The sequence below is a fragment of the Flavobacterium sp. C4GT6 genome (genome assembly GCF_036347315.1).
Lineage (GTDB): Bacteria > Bacteroidota > Bacteroidia > Flavobacteriales > Flavobacteriaceae > Flavobacterium.
Window position 1 is genome coordinate 84,901 of the sequence record NZ_JAZGZU010000009.1, and the last position, 16,937, is coordinate 101,837.

Here is a 16,937-nt window from a genome sequence, read left to right on the forward strand (position 1 = left end):
CTTGATAATGCAATTTTGCGTCTATTTAACATTATTATTCCGAAGTAATATTTGTTTTATTAATAAATTATTAAGAAGTTTGCGGTTAACTAACTCAAATTAATAAAGTATGAGATCGAAGTTTACTTGGATTATGACGCTTTTAATGGCGTTGACAATTAATTTCTCTTTTGCGCAGGAGAAAGTAGTGAGTGGTACGGTGTCGGATGAAACCGGTCCTCTTCCAAGCGCTAATGTATTAGTAAAGGGAACTCAGCGTAGTACTCAAACAGACCTTGATGGTAATTTCTCTATCAAAGTTAATGTGGGTGAAACTCTAGAGTTTACTTTCGTGGGTCACACTACTCAAACAGTAGTTGTGGGGGCTCAAAATTCGTATAATGTTATACTTCCGGAAGGGACTCTTTTAGGTCCTGTTGTAAAAGACGTTTACCGTAGTATAACTAAAGAAAAATCAGCTATGGCTGTTGCTGGTATTACGGCAGAAGCTATTGAAGATAGAGCAAATGCTTCTGTTCTTCAAAACTTACAAGGTCAGATAGCTGGTCTTAATATTGGTACAGGATCTGGTCAGCCAGGTGCTGATAGTACAATTATTCTTCGTGGTATTGGTACAATTAATGGTAATGTAGAGCCGTTATTTGTTATTGATGGTGTACCGGTAGATGAAGATGGATTTAGAAGTATTAACCAGAATGATATTGCTTCTGTTCAGGTTTATAAAGATGCTGCTGCAACTTCTATTTATGGTAATAGAGGTGCTAACGGTGTAATCGTTATTACTACTAAAAGAGGTGGTTATGATGAGAAAATGGAGTTTAGGTATACATCACAATTTGGTTACAGTGAACTTCAGCCGTTAAATATGGAGTTGATGAGCTCGAAAGAGTTGCTAAGCTTCCAGAAAAGAGTTGGTGATGGTTTTGGTTCTACTTTATCTGATGCTGAAATTGATTTACTTTCAAAGCAAAATAATACTTACTGGTCAGATATTTTCTTTAGAAAAGGTGTTACTCAATCTCATAACTTAGCTATTACTACAGGTTCAAAGAATACAAATAACTTTACTTCGTTAAGTTACTTTGAGCAGGATGGTATCTTTATCAATACAAACTTTAAACGTTTCAGTGTTAGAAATAACTTCTCTGGTAAATCAGAAGATGGTAAGTTTAATTACTCATTTAACTTCAGTGGTAACTTCTCTAGATCAAATGGTGTAGATGGTGCAGGTTCAAATGCTATCTATTTTGCTCCTTTTAGAGCAGCTTTACATGGTTTACCATATTTATCGCCTTATGATGCTGACGGTAGTGTGACCAATACAGGAAGTCTTGTGTATGGAGATCCTTCTTCTATCGCGGTAGATAAAGCTCCTTATGTATTACTTAACTCTGTTCACATGAATACGGATGTTGAGGACGAGATCAAAATTCTTTCTAGCTTTGCTGCAGATTGGAATTTTGCTAAAAACCTTACTGCAGGTTTCCAGATGGGTGTTGATTTTTCTAGTTTCAGAGCTCTTGAAATCTTGCATCCTAACAGTATTTTAGGTCCTTTCCAGGTAACAAGTACAGATCCTAATGATGAAGATGGTTATGCTGAATTTGGAGGTGTTCACAGTGAGTCGACTAGTAGAGATTTTAGATTTAACTCTGTTGCAAGATTAAACTATAACAATCAGTTTGGAGATCATACTATTGATGCTACTGCTTTTGTTGAGTATAATAAAGCGCATCTTGATGGTATTAGCTTTTCTCAACGTGGTCTTGATCCAAGGTTAGTTGGTACAGGTGCTGCATTTATTGATGGTACTGTAATTGAAGGAGAAGGTCAACCATATGTTCCTACTGTTGGTTCAAGTAAGGTTTCAGAAGGATTATTCTCTTACTTTGGTAACTTTGATTATGATTATAAAGGTAAGTATGGTGTTACTGCAACTGTAAGACGTGATGCTTCATTCCGTTTCATCGACGATAACAAATGGGGTACATTCTGGTCTGTAGGTGGTAGATGGAATATCGATCAGGAAGATTTCTTTAGAAATAATTTAAAAGGTGTTGATCTTAAAATTAGAGCTTCTTACGGTACTTCTGGTAACCAACGTATAAGTAATGCTCAATATAGTTCTCTAAACTTAACCCGTAGTTTATATGGACAAGGTGGTACTTATGACGGATCTGTAAGTACAGTTCCAACTCAAATTGGTTACACTGGTTTAAGATGGGAGCAAACAGCTCAAACTAACATAGGTGTTGACTTTGGTGTATGGGAAAATAAACTTTCTGGTAGTGTAGATGTTTATAGAAAACGTACTACAGATCTATTCCAGCAAACTCCTGTATCTCCTGTTAATGCTACTTCAGGTATCAATACTAACATTGGTGCGATGGAGAACAAAGGTGTTGAGGTTACTTTAAAATATAACGTATTCCGTAATGAAGATTGGACAATACTTGTTAATGCTAATACTTCATACAATAAAAACTTCATTAGAGATTTGCCGGATAGTTACAATGGTTTAGTATTCAGTAATGGTTCTACTTCATTAATCGAAGGTTCTCCATTCAGTACTTTCTATGTGATTAAGTATGCTGGTGTTAACCCTGCAAACGGTAATCCTTTATTCTACACTGCAGACGGTGGTTTAACTGAAACTATTGATGATTCTGATAGGGTTAATACAGGTAAATCTACTTACCCTGCATGGCAAGGTGGTTTTGGTACTGTTGTGAAATATAAAGGTTTCGAATTTAGTACTCAGTGGAGTTACTTTGCAGATCTTTACAGAAATAACCTTGATTACGCAGAATTAGAAGAAACTAGTAGTATATCTGATGGTTCTAACAGGGTTTCAACTACAGCAAACGCTTGGCAAAATGTAGGTGATATCACTTCAGTTCCTAGGATAAATGCTCCTTATGGTGCTGTAGATTACATTAACTCAACTGACAGATACCTTGAAGATGCGTCTTTCTTAAGACTTAGAAATATTTTATTCGGTTATTCATTCAGTGATGAGTTATTACGTGATTTGCCAATTTCAGGTTTAAGACTTTATGTTCAGGGAGAGAACCTTTTAACTTTCTCTTCATACAGAGGTTGGGATGCTGAAGCTGGTTTCCGTTCTACAGACAGGGGTAACTATCCAACTCCTAAGATTTATACTTTTGGAGCTGTAATTAATTTCTAATAAAAGACAACTATGAAAAAAATATTAAGAATAAGCTTACTAGCAGCAATTATAGGGATGACTTCCTGTGAGGATGCGACTGATATAATTCAGGAGTCAGAATTATCTGAAGATGTAGCATTTCAGACAGTAAACGATTTACGTTCTGGTTTGTATGGAGTTTATGCAGCATACAGTCCTGATAGCGGAGGTAATGGTAGTGGAGATCAAATTTTATTTAATGATCTTTTTACTGACAACATAAAAAGAGGTTTTGCTAGCTCTAATCAGGGTAATCAAACTTACAACTTTATCCTTCAGCCGGGAAGTAATTTCCCAACAACACTATGGGGTGGAAGATATGCGGTTATCAACTTTTCAAACAGGGTTCTTAGAGCTTGGGATAGAATATACCCAACACTTGAAACTGCTGATGAAAGAGTAGCAGCTGACGAAATTAAAGCTCAGTTATTAGCTATGAGAGCATTTTGCCACTTTGAGCTGATGCAATACTTTGTTTCAGATTATCAAGACTTAACTGCTCCTGGTGTCATTATTATGGACTTTGTGCCTGAAGTACTAGATGTATTTCCTCGTAACTCTGTAGGTGAAGTATTTGAATTTATTGATAATGATCTGCAGGAAGCAGCTTCTTTAATGGGTGATACTTTTGATACAGTTGGATCTTATGCAGGTGCAGCCGGAGAACAGAAGTTTTATGTTAATCCTGATGTAATTGTAGCAATGAAGGCTAGAGTAGCATTGTTTGAAGGAGATTATGCTACTGCTTTAAATAACGCTAATAGATTAATTGATGGAGTAGGTATTGAAGGTAGTTATAATCTTTCTGATGATGATGAGTTAACTACTTTATATGTAAATGATAATGTTGAAGCAGCTGAGTTAATTTTTGCTCTTTCTCGTCGTCAGGGTGATAACCAGATTATGGATCTTTGGTCTGCAAATGGTGACGGTATTGATGGTAGTCCATTCTTTGAAGTTTCTAACGGCTTATTTAATACATTATCAGCTAACGATATCAGAAGATATATCCTTATTCACTCTCAAAGTGTTATTGAAGGTTTTAACTCTCCTGATAACGTTCTTCTTCAAGGTAAGTATATGGGATCTAATGATAATCAATTCATTAATGATGTTAAAGTTTTCAGATTAGCTGAGATGTACTTAATCAGAGCTGAAGCTCAAGCACGTGCTGGTAACTTAAGTGCTGCAGCTACTGCTGTTAAGGCCTTAAGGGATGCTAGGTTAATTAGTGGTACTTCTACTCTACCTACTTATGCTAATTTAAATGCTGCATTGCAGGATGTTTTACTAGAGAGAAGAAAAGAATTTGCTTTTGAAGGTCACAGATACCTTGACTTAAAGAGGATAGGTACTGAAATTGGTATTGGTGTTAGTAGAGAAAGTGTTGACTGTGCTTCATTTAGTTCTGACTGTGATTTAGCTCCAACGAGCTATAAGTTCACTTTGCCTATTCCTAACTCGGAAATAAGTGCAAACCCTACTATACAGCAAAATCCTGGATACTAAAATTTAAAAAAAAGAGTATGAAGAATTTATTAAAAATATTTTGTCTGGCTGCTATTGTCGCTTCATGTGACGATGTTGAGCCAACGGTTTTCAATGGTGAAGACCCATCAAATGCAACTCTATTATCATTCTCAAGTGATGTTTATTCATTACCTGTAGAAAGAGATGCAAATGGTATTACTACTATTACTTTTACTTCAAGTACTTTATCTAGCTCAGACAGAGTTTTTAATATTGAAGTAATTGCCGGTACTGCTAATGCTGCTACTTATAATGTTCCTGCCTCGGTAACCATTCCTGCAGGTGGTTATGTAGGTACTATGGATATTACTGGTCAGGATAATAATCTTGTTGATGAGGAAATTAAAGACTTTACAATCAGAATTCCTGATTCAAACTTTGGTAATGAATCTCTAGGTTTTACAGAAGCTCAAATCAGAGTATATGAGGTTTGTCCTCTTCTTTCAGAATTTACAGGTAGTTATACAGCTTCGGCAACAGAATCAATGTTTACAGATCCGGTAATATTTGATGATTCAAATGTTACGCTTTCTGTAGGTGCAAATGCTTATGAGCGTGTTTTTGATATTAACCCTTACCCTGGATATGTGGGTTCTTCAAGAACTGTAAAAATAAACTTCCAGTGTGATTATCTTAATTTAGGAGGTACTGTTAGAACAGGTCTTAGGTGTAATGACGACGGTGATAAGCAATTTACTTGGGGACCGGTAGATACTGGTGATCGTGCTCCCTACAATACTGAAGATGATTCTGTAATTAATGTTAACTTTATTGAGAACACTACTAGCGCTTGCGGGTATGGTCCAAATCAAAGTTCATTTACATTAACAAAAAACTAATTAAGATATAGTAAAATAAATAAATTTAAATTATGAAAAAATTTATATGTGGTTTATTAGGTTTTGCAGCTATATCTTTAACTAGCTGTGATTATAATGATCCTAATAGCGATAAATTTGGTAACGATTCATCATCAGGATGGGTTCAGTTTGAAAGTGAAGGAGTAACTTATGCTAGTGTAATTCAGGGTACTGAATCAACTGTAACAGCTTCAATTCCTCTTGTAATCAAATCTGTTGATATAGTAGATTTAAATGGTAAGGTAACGCCTAATAATCCTGTTAATGAAGGATTAACTGTTAATTATACAATTGAAGATATTGATGGGTCATCGTCTTACATAAACATACCTGGATCTGTATACATACCTAAAGGGGAGTTAAGTACTAACATCTCTTTTACGGTTCCTGCTTCAGCTCAGGTTGCTTGTTCTCACTTTAAAGTAACTTTAACATCTACAAGTAAATCTAATGTTACTGTTGGGTTTGAAGATTCTGATTTCCCTACACAAGAATTTGTAGTAAGTGCTCTTGATATTAATGATCTTGTTGGTACTTATAGTGCAGTTCGTGATGGTTCTACTCAATACACGTCTAGCATTCAGTTAGGTGCTGAGGAAAACCAATTTATCATAAACAATATATATGGAGCTAACGGTACTACTACTGTTTACCTAAACAATGATGGTACATTTACTTATCCATCTCTTGAAGAGAACTTCCTTTTTAATGACGGAGGCAATGGAGGAGTTGGTGATGTATTTGTTGACGGTATTAATGGTTTTGCAACCTGCCTTAATGGAGGTACAGTCAATGTAAACTATAGGTTAGTATTTTCAGGAGGTTCTACTAATACTATCAATGTAGTGTTTACGAAACAATAATATAGAAATTGTTTATATAAGTTAAAAACCCGCTTTATAGCGGGTTTTTTTATATGTTTATATATCTTTAAAAAATTATCTTTGTCAGAAATTCCAAATATTCAATGTTGAAGAAGCATTTCATTTTGTTGTTGTTTTTTTTTCCTATGCTTATGTTTTCACAAATAAGGGGAAAAGGAGCTGTAAAACCTAAATCAACCATCACACAAGAGCAGGGGTCTTCTGTGCAACCTGATAATACTTCGACTTCAAAACCTTCAGGAGTTAAAGTTTCAGATACGATAGCTACTGTTGATATGTATAAGATAATTACTATTGACAGAGACACTACTTATGTAGATACCACTTTAACTGTTCAAAACGATTATAAAGCTAATTATTTAAGGAAAGATAATTTTGGATTATTAGCTTTCCCTAATGAAGGGCAAACCTATAATGTGTTAGATTACGGGCTTACAGAGTATAATGCTTTTCCTGAGTTTGGATTTAGAGCAAAACATGCAGCTTATATGGAGGTTAATGATATAAACTATTATCATGTGCCCACACCATATACTGATTTGTTTTATAAATCAGTTTTGTCACAAGGGCAAATAATGGATGCCTTAGCTACCCTTAACACTTCAGATAACCTAAACTTTGCTGTTGCATACAAAGGTATACGTTCAATAGGTAAGTACATAAATTCGATTTCCAGCAACGGAAATTTTAGGTTTATTACCAGCTATAATACTAGTGATAAAAGATATATCTTAAAACTACATTTTACAGGTCAGGATATTTCTAATCAGGAAAACGGAGGTATTACTGATGTTGATTTTTTTGAAAGCGGTGAGCCACTTTATACAGACAGAGAACGACTGGATGTTTATAATAAAGACGCTACATCTTTAATGAAAGGTAACCGTTTTTTTATAGATCATACTTTTAGATTGAGTAAAACGAATCCTAATAGTTTGGTTTTTCATCATCAGTTTAATTATGAGAATAAATCATTCCTGTACACTCAGCCTACGGCTAACCAAAGGTTTGGTGATTTTTATACTTCATATATTAATAATAAAACCCGTTATAATAGGTTATATAATATGCTTGGTGCTGCCTACAGTAATGAGGATATTGGTATGATTGAGTTTTACCTTGAAGATTATACCTATAATTATTTTTATAAGAGGATTATTTTTGGGGATGATTTTATACCTAACGCTATTAACGATAGGATTAATACATATGGTGCACGTTACACCTATCATAAAGATAAACTAAAGGGTTCTGTTTTATTTTCAAACTCTATAACTAATCAATCATTGGCTAATATTCAGGCATCGGCCAGATATACTTTTGATGAAAAGAATGTTTTAAGTTTCAGGTACCAAAATATGAATAAGTTGCCGGATCTTAATTACAGGTTATATCAAAGTGGTTATATTGACTACAACTGGTTCAATGAATTTAAGAACGAAAAAATAAACAGTTTTGAGTTTGAAGCAAAAACCAAATGGCTCGATGCTTCCATGCAGTATACTGTACTTAATGATCATTTGTATTTTGAAAGGAATGAAGTGGCTTTTGATGAAGATGAAATTGAACCTGTAATTGTTAGCCCTGCGCAGTATGACGGTACTATAAACTACCTTTCCATTAAAGCAACTAAAGAGTTTAAGTTTGGTAAGTTTGGGCTGGATAATACAGTGCTTTATCAAAATGTTACCCAAAGTGATAAAATACTTAACGTACCTGATTTTATTACCCGTAATACATTCTATTTTTCTGAACATTTATTTAAAAAAGCTTTGTTTATCCAAACTGGTGTTACTTTCCAGTACTTTACAAAGTACTATGCTAATGATTATAATCCTCTATTGGGAGAGTTTTATGTTCAGGATAAGAAAAAGATTGGTGATTTCCCTTTAATGGATTTCTTCCTTAATGCGAAAATCAAGACTTTTAGAGTGTTTCTTAAATACGAACATTTCAATTCGTCATTTTCGGGGTATAACTATTTCTCGGCACCAAGTTACCCATACAGGGACGCAGTTATCCGCTTTGGTGTGATTTGGGACTTCTTCTCCTAAGAATCTTCACATTAACTGTTTTTTAAACATTATCTGTATATCTTTGTCCTCATATTCAGGACACATTAATTATTGAAATGAAATACGCAAACAATATACTTGAAACCATTGGTAACACACCTTTAGTGAAACTTAACAAAATAACTAAAGAGGTAAACGCTTTGGTTTTGGCTAAGGTAGAAACGTTTAATCCGGGTAATTCTGTAAAAGACAGAATGGCTGTAAAAATGATTGAGGATGCCGAAGCAGACGGTCGCCTAAAACCAGGTGGTACTATTATAGAAGGAACATCGGGTAATACAGGTATGGGACTTGCTCTTGCAGCAATTGTTAAAGGGTATAAACTTATTTGTGTTATTTCAGACAAGCAGTCTAAAGAGAAAATGGATATTCTGAGGGCAGTTGGAGCTAAGGTTGTAGTTTGTCCTACAGATGTAGAACCAACAGATCCCAGATCTTATTATTCGGTTTCAAAAAGGCTTTCGGAAGAAACTCCTAATGCATGGTATGTAAACCAGTATGATAATCCTTCTAACACGTTAGCACATTACGAGCAAACTGGTCCGGAAATTTGGGAGCAGACTGAAGGGAAAATAACCCACTTTGTTGTTGGTGTTGGTACAGGTGGTACCATATCGGGTGTTGCTAAATACCTTAAAGAACAAAACCCTAATGTTAAGATATGGGGAGTTGATACCTATGGTTCGGTTTTCAAGAAATACCATGAAACAGGAGTATTTGATGAGAACGAAATTTACTCTTATATCACAGAAGGTATAGGTGAAGATATTCTTCCTAAAAATGTAGATTTCTCCCTTATTGATGGGTTTACTAAAGTAACCGATAAAGATGCTGCAGTATTTACCAGAAAGCTGGCTTTAGAGGAAGGAATATTTGTAGGTAACTCTGCCGGGGCAGCTATAAAAGGAGTGCTTCAGCTTAAAGAGAACTTTAAGCCGGAGGATGTTGTAGTAGTATTGTTCCATGACAGCGGTAGCCGTTATGTAGGAAAAATGTTTAATGACGACTGGATGCGCGAAAGAGGCTTCCTTGATGAGGAGCTTACTAAAGCTGAAGACCTGATTAAAGATCATGCTGATAAACCTCTTGTAGTAGTTAGGACTGAAGAGTTGGTATCTCACGCTATAGATCGTCTTCGTAAATATAAAATATCACAAATCCCTGTTATTGATGCAAACGGTTTTGTAGGATCGGTTGATGAGACCGATTTGTTTAGAAGCTATGTTGAAGATAAAGATATAGCCGAAAAACCTATCAGGGAGGTTATGGGTAAGCCTTATCCGGTGGTAACAGCAAATACTTCTATTGAAGAAGTTTCAAAACTTATCAATAAAGATAATCAGGCAGTGCTTGTTGACCTTGGTAACGGTAGACACCACATTATAACCAAACACGACATTATAAGTTCAATAAAATAATATTGAGTATATTTGAAAAGAGCCTTATGGCTCTTTTTTTATTTGTTATGAGTACGTTTACAGCTATAGATTTTGAAACTGCAACAGGGCATCCTTATAGTGCCTGTGCTGTGGGTATCGTGACTGTTGAACACGGAGTGATAATAGAGGAGTACTATACTTTAATTCAGCCACCTGATAATGAATACTGGTACAGAAATATTCAGGTACATGGTATACAGCCAAACGATACTTTACAGGAACCTACGTTTTATCAGCTTTATCCAGAAATAAGAAAGCGTTTGCTGGGTAAAAAACTTGTGGCTCATAATGAGGTGTTTGACCGTAATGTACTTTCTAAAACAATGGGGTTTTATGGCTTGGATTATGATGAGCTTAATCTGGCGGAAAGATGGGAGTGTACCTGCCGCATTTACAGGAAAAAAGGATATAAACCTGCTAACCTTAAATACTGCAGTGAACGTAATGGTATAGAGCTTACACACCACGAAGCACTGTCTGACGCACGTGCCTGTGCTAAATTATACTTATTGGTGCATAATCAAATTAAGCTTTTTTAAGTTTTTTCTGTATTTTAGGGGCTTATAACCACATCCTCATGAAAGAAGACTTCCTGCATTACTTATGGCAGTTTAAAAAGTTTGATATACTTAATCTGCACACTGTTAAAGGAGAAAAAATAGAGATTATCAATTCCGGACAATATCTGCAACAGGCCGGTCCCGATTTTTTTAATGCCCGCCTTACTATTGGTAACCAAAAATGGGCAGGTAATGTTGAAATACATTTAAAGTCATCTGACTGGTATATACATAATCATGAAAATGACTCAGCCTACAATAATGTGGTGCTACATGTGGTATGGGAGCATGATACGGAGGTATACAGGAAAGATAATACCGAGATTCCTGTTTTACAGCTTAAGGATTTTACTGATAAAGCAACTGTTGAGAACTACAGGATGCTTACTACTCCCAAAACATGGATTTATTGCGAAAAGGAACTGGCTTCTATAAATAGTTTTGTGATGTCTAACTGGAAAGACAGGTTGTTTTTTGAACGGTTGGAACGAAAATCAAAACCAATATTAGAACTGGCTTCCGAAACGGCTAACGACTGGGAAGCGGTGTTGTTTTGTTTTCTGGCAAAAAACTTCGGACTCAATACTAACGGTGAGGTGTTTTATAAACTTGCAAAATCAATTCCGTTTGCTGTGATACGAAAAGAGGCTTTTGAAGCCGAAAACCTCGAGGCGCTTTTTATGGGCAAAGCAGGTTTGCTTAAAGCTGATAAGGAAGATGTATACTTTAAGGATTTAAAAACAAGGTATAATTATATAACGCATAAATACAGGTTGCCGGAAGTATATCTGGACGAACTCCAATTCTTTAAATTAAGACCTGATAATTTCCCAACCATACGATTGTCACAACTGGCACAGTTGTATCACCTGCATCAAAACCTGTTCTCTAAACTTATAGAAGCTAATACGCTTCAGGAGATATATGATTTGTTTACCTTACAGGTAAGTGAATATTGGAAAACACATTATCAGTTTGATAAGGAAAGTGCCAAAAAACGAAAAGCATTGTCTCCTGCTTTTATCGATTTAGTTATAATTAATACCATAGTACCGTTTAAGTTTGCATACAACCGCTATATAGGTAAAGAGACTGATGATGAAGTGCTGGATTTACTTACTGTTTTAAAGCCTGAGAAAAATGCTGTAATTGATAAGTTCAGGTTTTATAAGGTAGCTGTAGAGTCAGCTTTTGATACTCAGGCGCTACTTCAGCTTAAAAAAGAATATTGTGATTATAAAAAATGTATGCAATGTGCTTTAGGGCTAGAGCTTATTAAAAGTTAATTGTGTAAATTTGGAATCTAAACTAAAGCTATGTCATTTGTAACAAACATCAGGCATTTTTTTGAAAGGAACGGCTTTCATGTTTCCGCACGTCTTTCCGATAGGTTAGGTATGAGGGTGACTAATGTAAGGCTGTTTTTTATTTATATTTCCTTTTTCACTGTAGGGCTTTGGTTTGGTGTGTACTTAACACTGGCATTTTGGCTAAGGTTAAAAGATGCCGTTTATACCAAGCGCAGTTCGGTGTTTGATTTGTAAACAAAACTTTCCTTTAAATTTTTACTTAATGAAAAAGCCTTACGATTTCTTTTTGCGTTTTACCAAACAGCAGCAAAAAGGAATTGTTGCATTATTGCTTTTAATATTGGTTATCCAATTAGGTTACTACATATATGTTTCGGTTTTATTTACCGGAGATAAATTTACTGCTGAGCAGGAAAAAGAGTGGCTCTCCCATCAAACGGAAATAGACAGACTCCAGTCACAAAAATCACAAAAGCGGGATACTATATTTCCTTTTAACCCTAATTATATTTCAGACTACAAAGCATATGTTTTAGGGATTAATCTTCAGCAATTAAATAAGCTAAAGGAATATAGGAAGAGCGGTGCATTTGTAAACTCGGCTCAGGAATTTAAAAATGTAACCGGTGTTCATGATACTTTATTGGTAAAACTATCTCCTTATTTCAGATTTCCGGTTATGCCGGTTAACAAGCAAAGAGGCGAAGAACAGAATGTTGTTCCTACATATACTCACAAAGACGAAATAACAATCATCGATATTAATAAGGCTACCAGGGAAGACCTGATTAAAATACACGGTATAGGTGATTATTATTCTAAACTTATAGTAGAGAGGAGAGAACAATTGGGAGGTTATGTGAGTATGGAGCAAATGGATGATTTTTCTCAAATTCCCCAACAAGCTATAATACTTCTAAAGGAGCGTTTTCAGGTTATAGAAGTACCACAAACCTTAAAGATAAATGTGAATAACGCCTCGTTGAGTCAGCTGTCCCGTTTTCCTTATTTTGATAAGGAACTGGCGAGGGCGATTATTACCCATAGGAGCATGTTGGGAAAATTCGTTAAAATTGAGGATTTGTTAAAAATAAATGGTTTTCCTGTTCAAAAAGAAAAAATAATTGCGTTATATTTGGAATTCTAAAAAATAATCAGTCAAAATGAATTTTGAATATAACGAAACGCAAAAAATGATCGCTGACTCTATCAAAGATTTTGCAGAGCAGCACATACGTCCTAATATTATGGAATGGGACGAAAAACAACATTTTCCTGTAGATCTTTTTAAGCAGCTTGGTGAGATGGGCTATATGGGGGTTTTGGTTCCTGAAGCTTACGGAGGATCTGGTCTTGGTTATCATGAATATATTACAGTAATAGAAGAAATATCAAAAGTAGATCCGTCAATAGGATTATCTGTGGCAGCACATAACTCATTATGTACAAACCATATTCTTACTTTTGGTAATGAAGAACAAAAAAAGAAATGGTTGCCTAAACTGGCTACTGCCGAGTTTATAGGTGCATGGGGATTAACTGAGCACAATACTGGGTCAGACGCCGGTGGTATGAATACTACAGCAGTTAAAGATGGTGACCATTGGATTGTTAACGGTGCTAAAAACTTTATCACGCATGCTAAATCAGGAGATGTGGCTGTGGTAATTGTTCGTACCGGAGAGAAAGGTGATTCAAGAGGTATGACAGCTTTTGTTTTTGAAAAAGGAATGGAAGGTTTTACCAGCGGAAGAAAAGAAGATAAACTGGGTATGCGTGCCAGCGAAACTGCCGAGCTTATTTTTGATAACTGCCGTATACCGGATGCTAACAGACTAGGTGAAGTAGGAGATGGTTTTATTCAGGCTATGAAAGTGCTTGATGGCGGAAGAATCTCTATTGGTGCGTTATCATTAGGTATTGCTAAAGGAGCTTATGAGGCGGCTTTAAAATACTCAAAAGAGCGTTACCAGTTTGGTCAGCCTATTAGTAGTTTCCAGGGTATTGCTTTCAAACTTGCCGATATGGCAACTGAAATCGAAGCTTCAGAGTTGTTACTTCATAAAGCGGCTTATCTTAAAAATACAAACCAAAAAGTTACACTTGCAGGAGCAATGGGTAAAATGTATTCTTCAGAGGTTTGTGTTAAGGTTTCTAACGAAGCAGTACAGATACACGGAGGTTATGGTTATACTAAAGATTTTCCAGTTGAGAAATTCTACAGAGATTCTAAATTATGTACCATAGGGGAAGGAACTACTGAGATTCAGAAACTTGTAATTTCCCGTAACCTTCTAAAAGAATAGTTATTTATATTTTAAATAATTTAAAAAGAGCAACTTAGATTAGGTTGCTCTTTTTTTGTATAATTTATTAACATTACAACGTTGTAGTTGAGTTAAAGATAAAAAATTCGTAAAAATTTAAGGTTAAATTTTTAGATTAAATAAAATTTAACCTTTTTAATTATGAAGTACATATCTGTTTTATTGCTTGTTGTGGCTTTTGTAAGCTGTGGCGAGGAAGCGGATGTTGAACAAGACATCCAGACCAACAATGAAATCCCGACAACCGAGTTTAATACCAAGGCTGCGGGGGGTAAAGTAATGATGCAGGCTTTCTATTGGGATGTGCCTGCAGGAGGAACATGGTGGAACACTGTGCAGGGGAAAGTTTCTTCCTGGAGCAGTGCCGGTTTTGATGCTATCTGGCTTCCGCCTGCAACCAAGGCGCAAAACGGAGGTTATTCAATGGGATACGATCCGTTTGATTATTTCGATTTTGGTAGCTATAATCAAATGGGAAGCATAGAGACCCGCTTTGGGTCGCTTAGTGAGATACAGGCGCTTATATCGGCAGCACATACTAACAATCTTGATGTAATCGCTGATATTGTTATTAATCATAACAGTGGGGGAGCTTCACAGTACAATCCTTTTACAGGAGGTAATACCTGGACTGATTTTCAGCCGGCCTCTGGTATGTTTACAAGGTCGTACTATGATTTCCATCCTAACGATTATCATTCGGCAGATGCAGGAGCTTTCGGAGGCTTCCCTGATTTGTGTCATGATAAGGCATATGTTCAGGATTGGCTCTACAATAATTCAAACTCCATAGCCAAGTATTATAAAAACGTAATGGGTTTTGATGGTTGGCGTTTTGACTATGTGAAAGGTTTTGAGCCATGGGTAGTGAAAAACTTTAAAAACGCTGTAGGAGGCTTTACGGTGGGAGAGTATTGGGATGGTAATGCTGCTACACTGGAGTCCTGGGCTAATCAGGCCGAGGCTAGCGCATTTGACTTTGCCTGTTATTACAGGATGCGTGATGCTTTTATGGGGAACGATCTTACTCAGCTTAACGGAGATATGCTATTAAAACGTAATTCATATAAGGCGGTTACATTTGTAGCTAACCATGATACCGATGAAATTTATAACAACAAACTATTGGCATATGCATATATAATGACTCATGAAGGTTATCCTTGTGTGTTCTATAGAGATTACGAGGAATGGCTTGATAAAAATAAAATGAATAACCTTATCTGGATACATAATAATAAGGCATCGGGTACTACATCATACCTGTATGCTGATAATGATGAGTATGTTGCCAGAAGAAACGGAAGTCCGGGGCTTATAGTCTATATTAATAATAGTGACTCATGGCAGGAACGATGGGTAGATACCAATTGGGCTAATACTGTTATTAAAGATTATACGGGTAATTCAGGATGGGAGCCAGCTACTCAGGCTGATACATGGGTTAAGGTAGAAGCACCGCCACATGGGTACACGGTGTGGTCGGTAAAATAAAAATTGAAATTAATTGGTTGGTAATCAAAAAATATTTTATAAGTTTGCACCCTTAACGAGAGGAGGTGTTATATATGTTGATTATACCAATTAAAGACGGAGAAAATATTGATAGAGCTCTAAAGCGCTATAAGAGAAAATTTGATAAAACAGGAGTTGTTAGACAACTAAGAAGTCGTCAGCAATTTACGAAACCTTCTGTTGTAAGAAGAGCTCAAATCCAAAAAGCAGCTTATGTTCAGGGACTAAAAGACGCTCTAGAGAGCTAGTAGTTTTTTTGAACTAAAAATAATAACCGTTAGCAGAAAAGTTGATTAACTTTGCTGTTAACGGTTTTTTTATGGTTAATTCTAAACACGCATACGCAGATTATTTATTAAAAGAGAAAAATTATTCTCTTTTAACGCTTCGGGCTTATACTAATGATCTTTCTGATTTTGAAAAGTTTATAAAACAGGAAGATGAAAGTATGGTGCTTGAGGAAGTGGTGTATGCGCATATAAGAGGGTGGATTGTTTTTCTGGTAGAGCAGGGGCTGTCTAATCGTTCTGTGAACCGAAAAATATCTTCGCTTAAATCATTCTATAAATTTCTGTTGCGTTCAAAACAAATAACTGTCAATCCGCTGCAAAAACATAAATCGCTTAAAACTGAAAAAAAAGTCCAGGTTCCTTTTTCTGAAAAAGAGCTTCAGGAGGTGTATACTGAAATAGAGTATTCTGACGATTTTGAGGGGGTAAGGGATAGACTTATTATTGAGCTTTTTTATACTACCGGTATGCGTAGGGCAGAGCTTATTGGTTTAAAGCTTTCGTCATATGATAAAAGTGCGGGTACTTTAAGGGTTTTAGGGAAGCGTAATAAAGAAAGAATTTTACCTGTATTGCCTTGTACGGCTGAACTTATTACTAAATATCTTACAGAAAGAAATGAGCTTGAAAGCTTTGTAGACAGGGATGTGTTAATTTTAAATAAGAGGGGGCAAAAAGTGAGCGAATCTTTTGTTTATAGGTTAATAAATAGTTACTTTAGTGTTGTCTCTGTGAAGGTAAAAAAGAGTCCGCATGTGCTTAGGCATACTTTTGCGACCCATTTGCTTAATAACGGGGCAGATTTAAACTCAGTAAAAGAATTATTAGGTCACGCAAGTTTGTCTTCCACTCAAATATATACTCACAGCAGTTTATCGGAACTTAAAAAAGTGTATAAGGACGCGCATCCCCGTAACCGAAATAGTTCGTAATGTT

14 protein-coding genes are annotated in these 16,937 nt (G+C 35.8%); all 14 read left to right on the forward strand.

Translation table 11 applies throughout. The features are described 5' to 3' along the window. Window positions 1-109 precede the first annotated feature (109 nt). The 14 genes from V3Z67_RS11865 (at window position 110) to V3Z67_RS11930 (ending at window position 16,933) form a co-directional block, all read left to right on the forward strand. On the forward strand, window positions 110-3,190 hold the full coding sequence (locus V3Z67_RS11865) for a SusC/RagA family TonB-linked outer membrane protein (protein WP_330443517.1): 3,081 nt from the start codon (window positions 110-112) through the stop codon (window positions 3,188-3,190). Window positions 3,191-3,202: 12 nt separating this feature from the next. Next, window positions 3,203-4,720: a RagB/SusD family nutrient uptake outer membrane protein gene (locus V3Z67_RS11870; protein ID WP_330443518.1), complete on the forward strand. Its 1,518-nt coding sequence runs from the start codon at window positions 3,203-3,205 to the stop codon at window positions 4,718-4,720. 17 nt (window positions 4,721-4,737) lie between these two features. Continuing rightward, the gene (locus V3Z67_RS11875) at window positions 4,738-5,580 is read left to right on the forward strand and encodes a hypothetical protein (RefSeq protein ID WP_330443519.1); all 843 of its coding nucleotides are present in this window, start codon (window positions 4,738-4,740) and stop codon (window positions 5,578-5,580) included. 32 nt (window positions 5,581-5,612) lie between these two features. Then, window positions 5,613-6,464 (forward strand): hypothetical protein, encoded by an 852-nt coding sequence (locus V3Z67_RS11880; protein ID WP_330443520.1) that lies wholly within the window; start codon window positions 5,613-5,615, stop codon window positions 6,462-6,464. A 152-nt stretch (window positions 6,465-6,616) separates the two neighbouring features. Further along, on the forward strand, window positions 6,617-8,539 hold the full coding sequence (locus tag V3Z67_RS11885) for a putative porin (protein WP_330443521.1): 1,923 nt from the start codon (window positions 6,617-6,619) through the stop codon (window positions 8,537-8,539). 77 nt (window positions 8,540-8,616) lie between these two features. Further along, window positions 8,617-9,978: a pyridoxal-phosphate dependent enzyme gene (locus V3Z67_RS11890; protein WP_330443522.1), complete on the forward strand. Its 1,362-nt coding sequence runs from the start codon at window positions 8,617-8,619 to the stop codon at window positions 9,976-9,978. A gap of 26 nt (window positions 9,979-10,004) precedes the next feature. Then, on the forward strand, window positions 10,005-10,538 hold the full coding sequence (locus tag V3Z67_RS11895; RefSeq protein ID WP_330443523.1) for a 3'-5' exonuclease: 534 nt from the start codon (window positions 10,005-10,007) through the stop codon (window positions 10,536-10,538). A 38-nt stretch (window positions 10,539-10,576) separates the two neighbouring features. Continuing rightward, window positions 10,577-11,845: a DUF2851 family protein gene (locus V3Z67_RS11900; protein ID WP_330443524.1), complete on the forward strand. Its 1,269-nt coding sequence runs from the start codon at window positions 10,577-10,579 to the stop codon at window positions 11,843-11,845. A 30-nt stretch (window positions 11,846-11,875) separates the two neighbouring features. Beyond that, a complete protein-coding gene (locus tag V3Z67_RS11905; protein ID WP_035135473.1) occupies window positions 11,876-12,103 on the forward strand; it encodes a hypothetical protein in 228 nt (75 codons plus the stop codon). Between the two features lie 28 nt (window positions 12,104-12,131). Next, window positions 12,132-13,016: a ComEA family DNA-binding protein gene (locus tag V3Z67_RS11910; RefSeq protein ID WP_330443525.1), complete on the forward strand. Its 885-nt coding sequence runs from the start codon at window positions 12,132-12,134 to the stop codon at window positions 13,014-13,016. Window positions 13,017-13,032: 16 nt separating this feature from the next. Then, the gene (locus tag V3Z67_RS11915; RefSeq protein ID WP_330443526.1) at window positions 13,033-14,175 is read left to right on the forward strand and encodes an acyl-CoA dehydrogenase family protein; all 1,143 of its coding nucleotides are present in this window, start codon (window positions 13,033-13,035) and stop codon (window positions 14,173-14,175) included. A gap of 162 nt (window positions 14,176-14,337) precedes the next feature. Then, window positions 14,338-15,690, forward strand: coding sequence for an alpha-amylase (locus V3Z67_RS11920; RefSeq protein ID WP_330443527.1), 1,353 nt, complete (start codon window positions 14,338-14,340; stop codon window positions 15,688-15,690). Between the two features lie 74 nt (window positions 15,691-15,764). Beyond that, on the forward strand, window positions 15,765-15,959 hold the full coding sequence (gene rpsU, locus V3Z67_RS11925; protein ID WP_035135481.1) for a 30S ribosomal protein S21: 195 nt from the start codon (window positions 15,765-15,767) through the stop codon (window positions 15,957-15,959). 71 nt (window positions 15,960-16,030) lie between these two features. After that, entirely contained in the window at window positions 16,031-16,933 is a 903-nt protein-coding gene (locus V3Z67_RS11930; RefSeq protein WP_330443528.1) for a tyrosine-type recombinase/integrase, read from the forward strand. Window positions 16,934-16,937 lie beyond the last annotated feature (4 nt).

What these genes read in the sequence shown, in the direction of transcription:
- V3Z67_RS11865 (WP_330443517.1), top strand. Translation starts at nt 110, where the DNA reads ATGAGATCGAAGTTTACTTGGATTATGACGCTTTTAATGGCGTTGACA.
- V3Z67_RS11870 (WP_330443518.1), top strand. Translation starts at nt 3,203, where the DNA reads ATGAAAAAAATATTAAGAATAAGCTTACTAGCAGCAATTATAGGGATG.
- V3Z67_RS11875 (WP_330443519.1), top strand. Translation starts at nt 4,738, where the DNA reads ATGAAGAATTTATTAAAAATATTTTGTCTGGCTGCTATTGTCGCTTCA.
- V3Z67_RS11880 (WP_330443520.1), top strand. Translation starts at nt 5,613, where the DNA reads ATGAAAAAATTTATATGTGGTTTATTAGGTTTTGCAGCTATATCTTTA.
- V3Z67_RS11885 (WP_330443521.1), top strand. Translation starts at nt 6,617, where the DNA reads ATGTTTTCACAAATAAGGGGAAAAGGAGCTGTAAAACCTAAATCAACC.
- V3Z67_RS11890 (WP_330443522.1), top strand. Translation starts at nt 8,617, where the DNA reads ATGAAATACGCAAACAATATACTTGAAACCATTGGTAACACACCTTTA.
- V3Z67_RS11895 (WP_330443523.1), top strand. Translation starts at nt 10,005, where the DNA reads ATGGCTCTTTTTTTATTTGTTATGAGTACGTTTACAGCTATAGATTTT.
- V3Z67_RS11900 (WP_330443524.1), top strand. Translation starts at nt 10,577, where the DNA reads ATGAAAGAAGACTTCCTGCATTACTTATGGCAGTTTAAAAAGTTTGAT.
- V3Z67_RS11905 (WP_035135473.1), top strand. Translation starts at nt 11,876, where the DNA reads ATGTCATTTGTAACAAACATCAGGCATTTTTTTGAAAGGAACGGCTTT.
- V3Z67_RS11910 (WP_330443525.1), top strand. Translation starts at nt 12,132, where the DNA reads ATGAAAAAGCCTTACGATTTCTTTTTGCGTTTTACCAAACAGCAGCAA.
- V3Z67_RS11915 (WP_330443526.1), top strand. Translation starts at nt 13,033, where the DNA reads ATGAATTTTGAATATAACGAAACGCAAAAAATGATCGCTGACTCTATC.
- V3Z67_RS11920 (WP_330443527.1), top strand. Translation starts at nt 14,338, where the DNA reads ATGAAGTACATATCTGTTTTATTGCTTGTTGTGGCTTTTGTAAGCTGT.
- rpsU (WP_035135481.1), top strand. Translation starts at nt 15,765, where the DNA reads ATGTTGATTATACCAATTAAAGACGGAGAAAATATTGATAGAGCTCTA.
- V3Z67_RS11930 (WP_330443528.1), top strand. Translation starts at nt 16,031, where the DNA reads ATGGTTAATTCTAAACACGCATACGCAGATTATTTATTAAAAGAGAAA.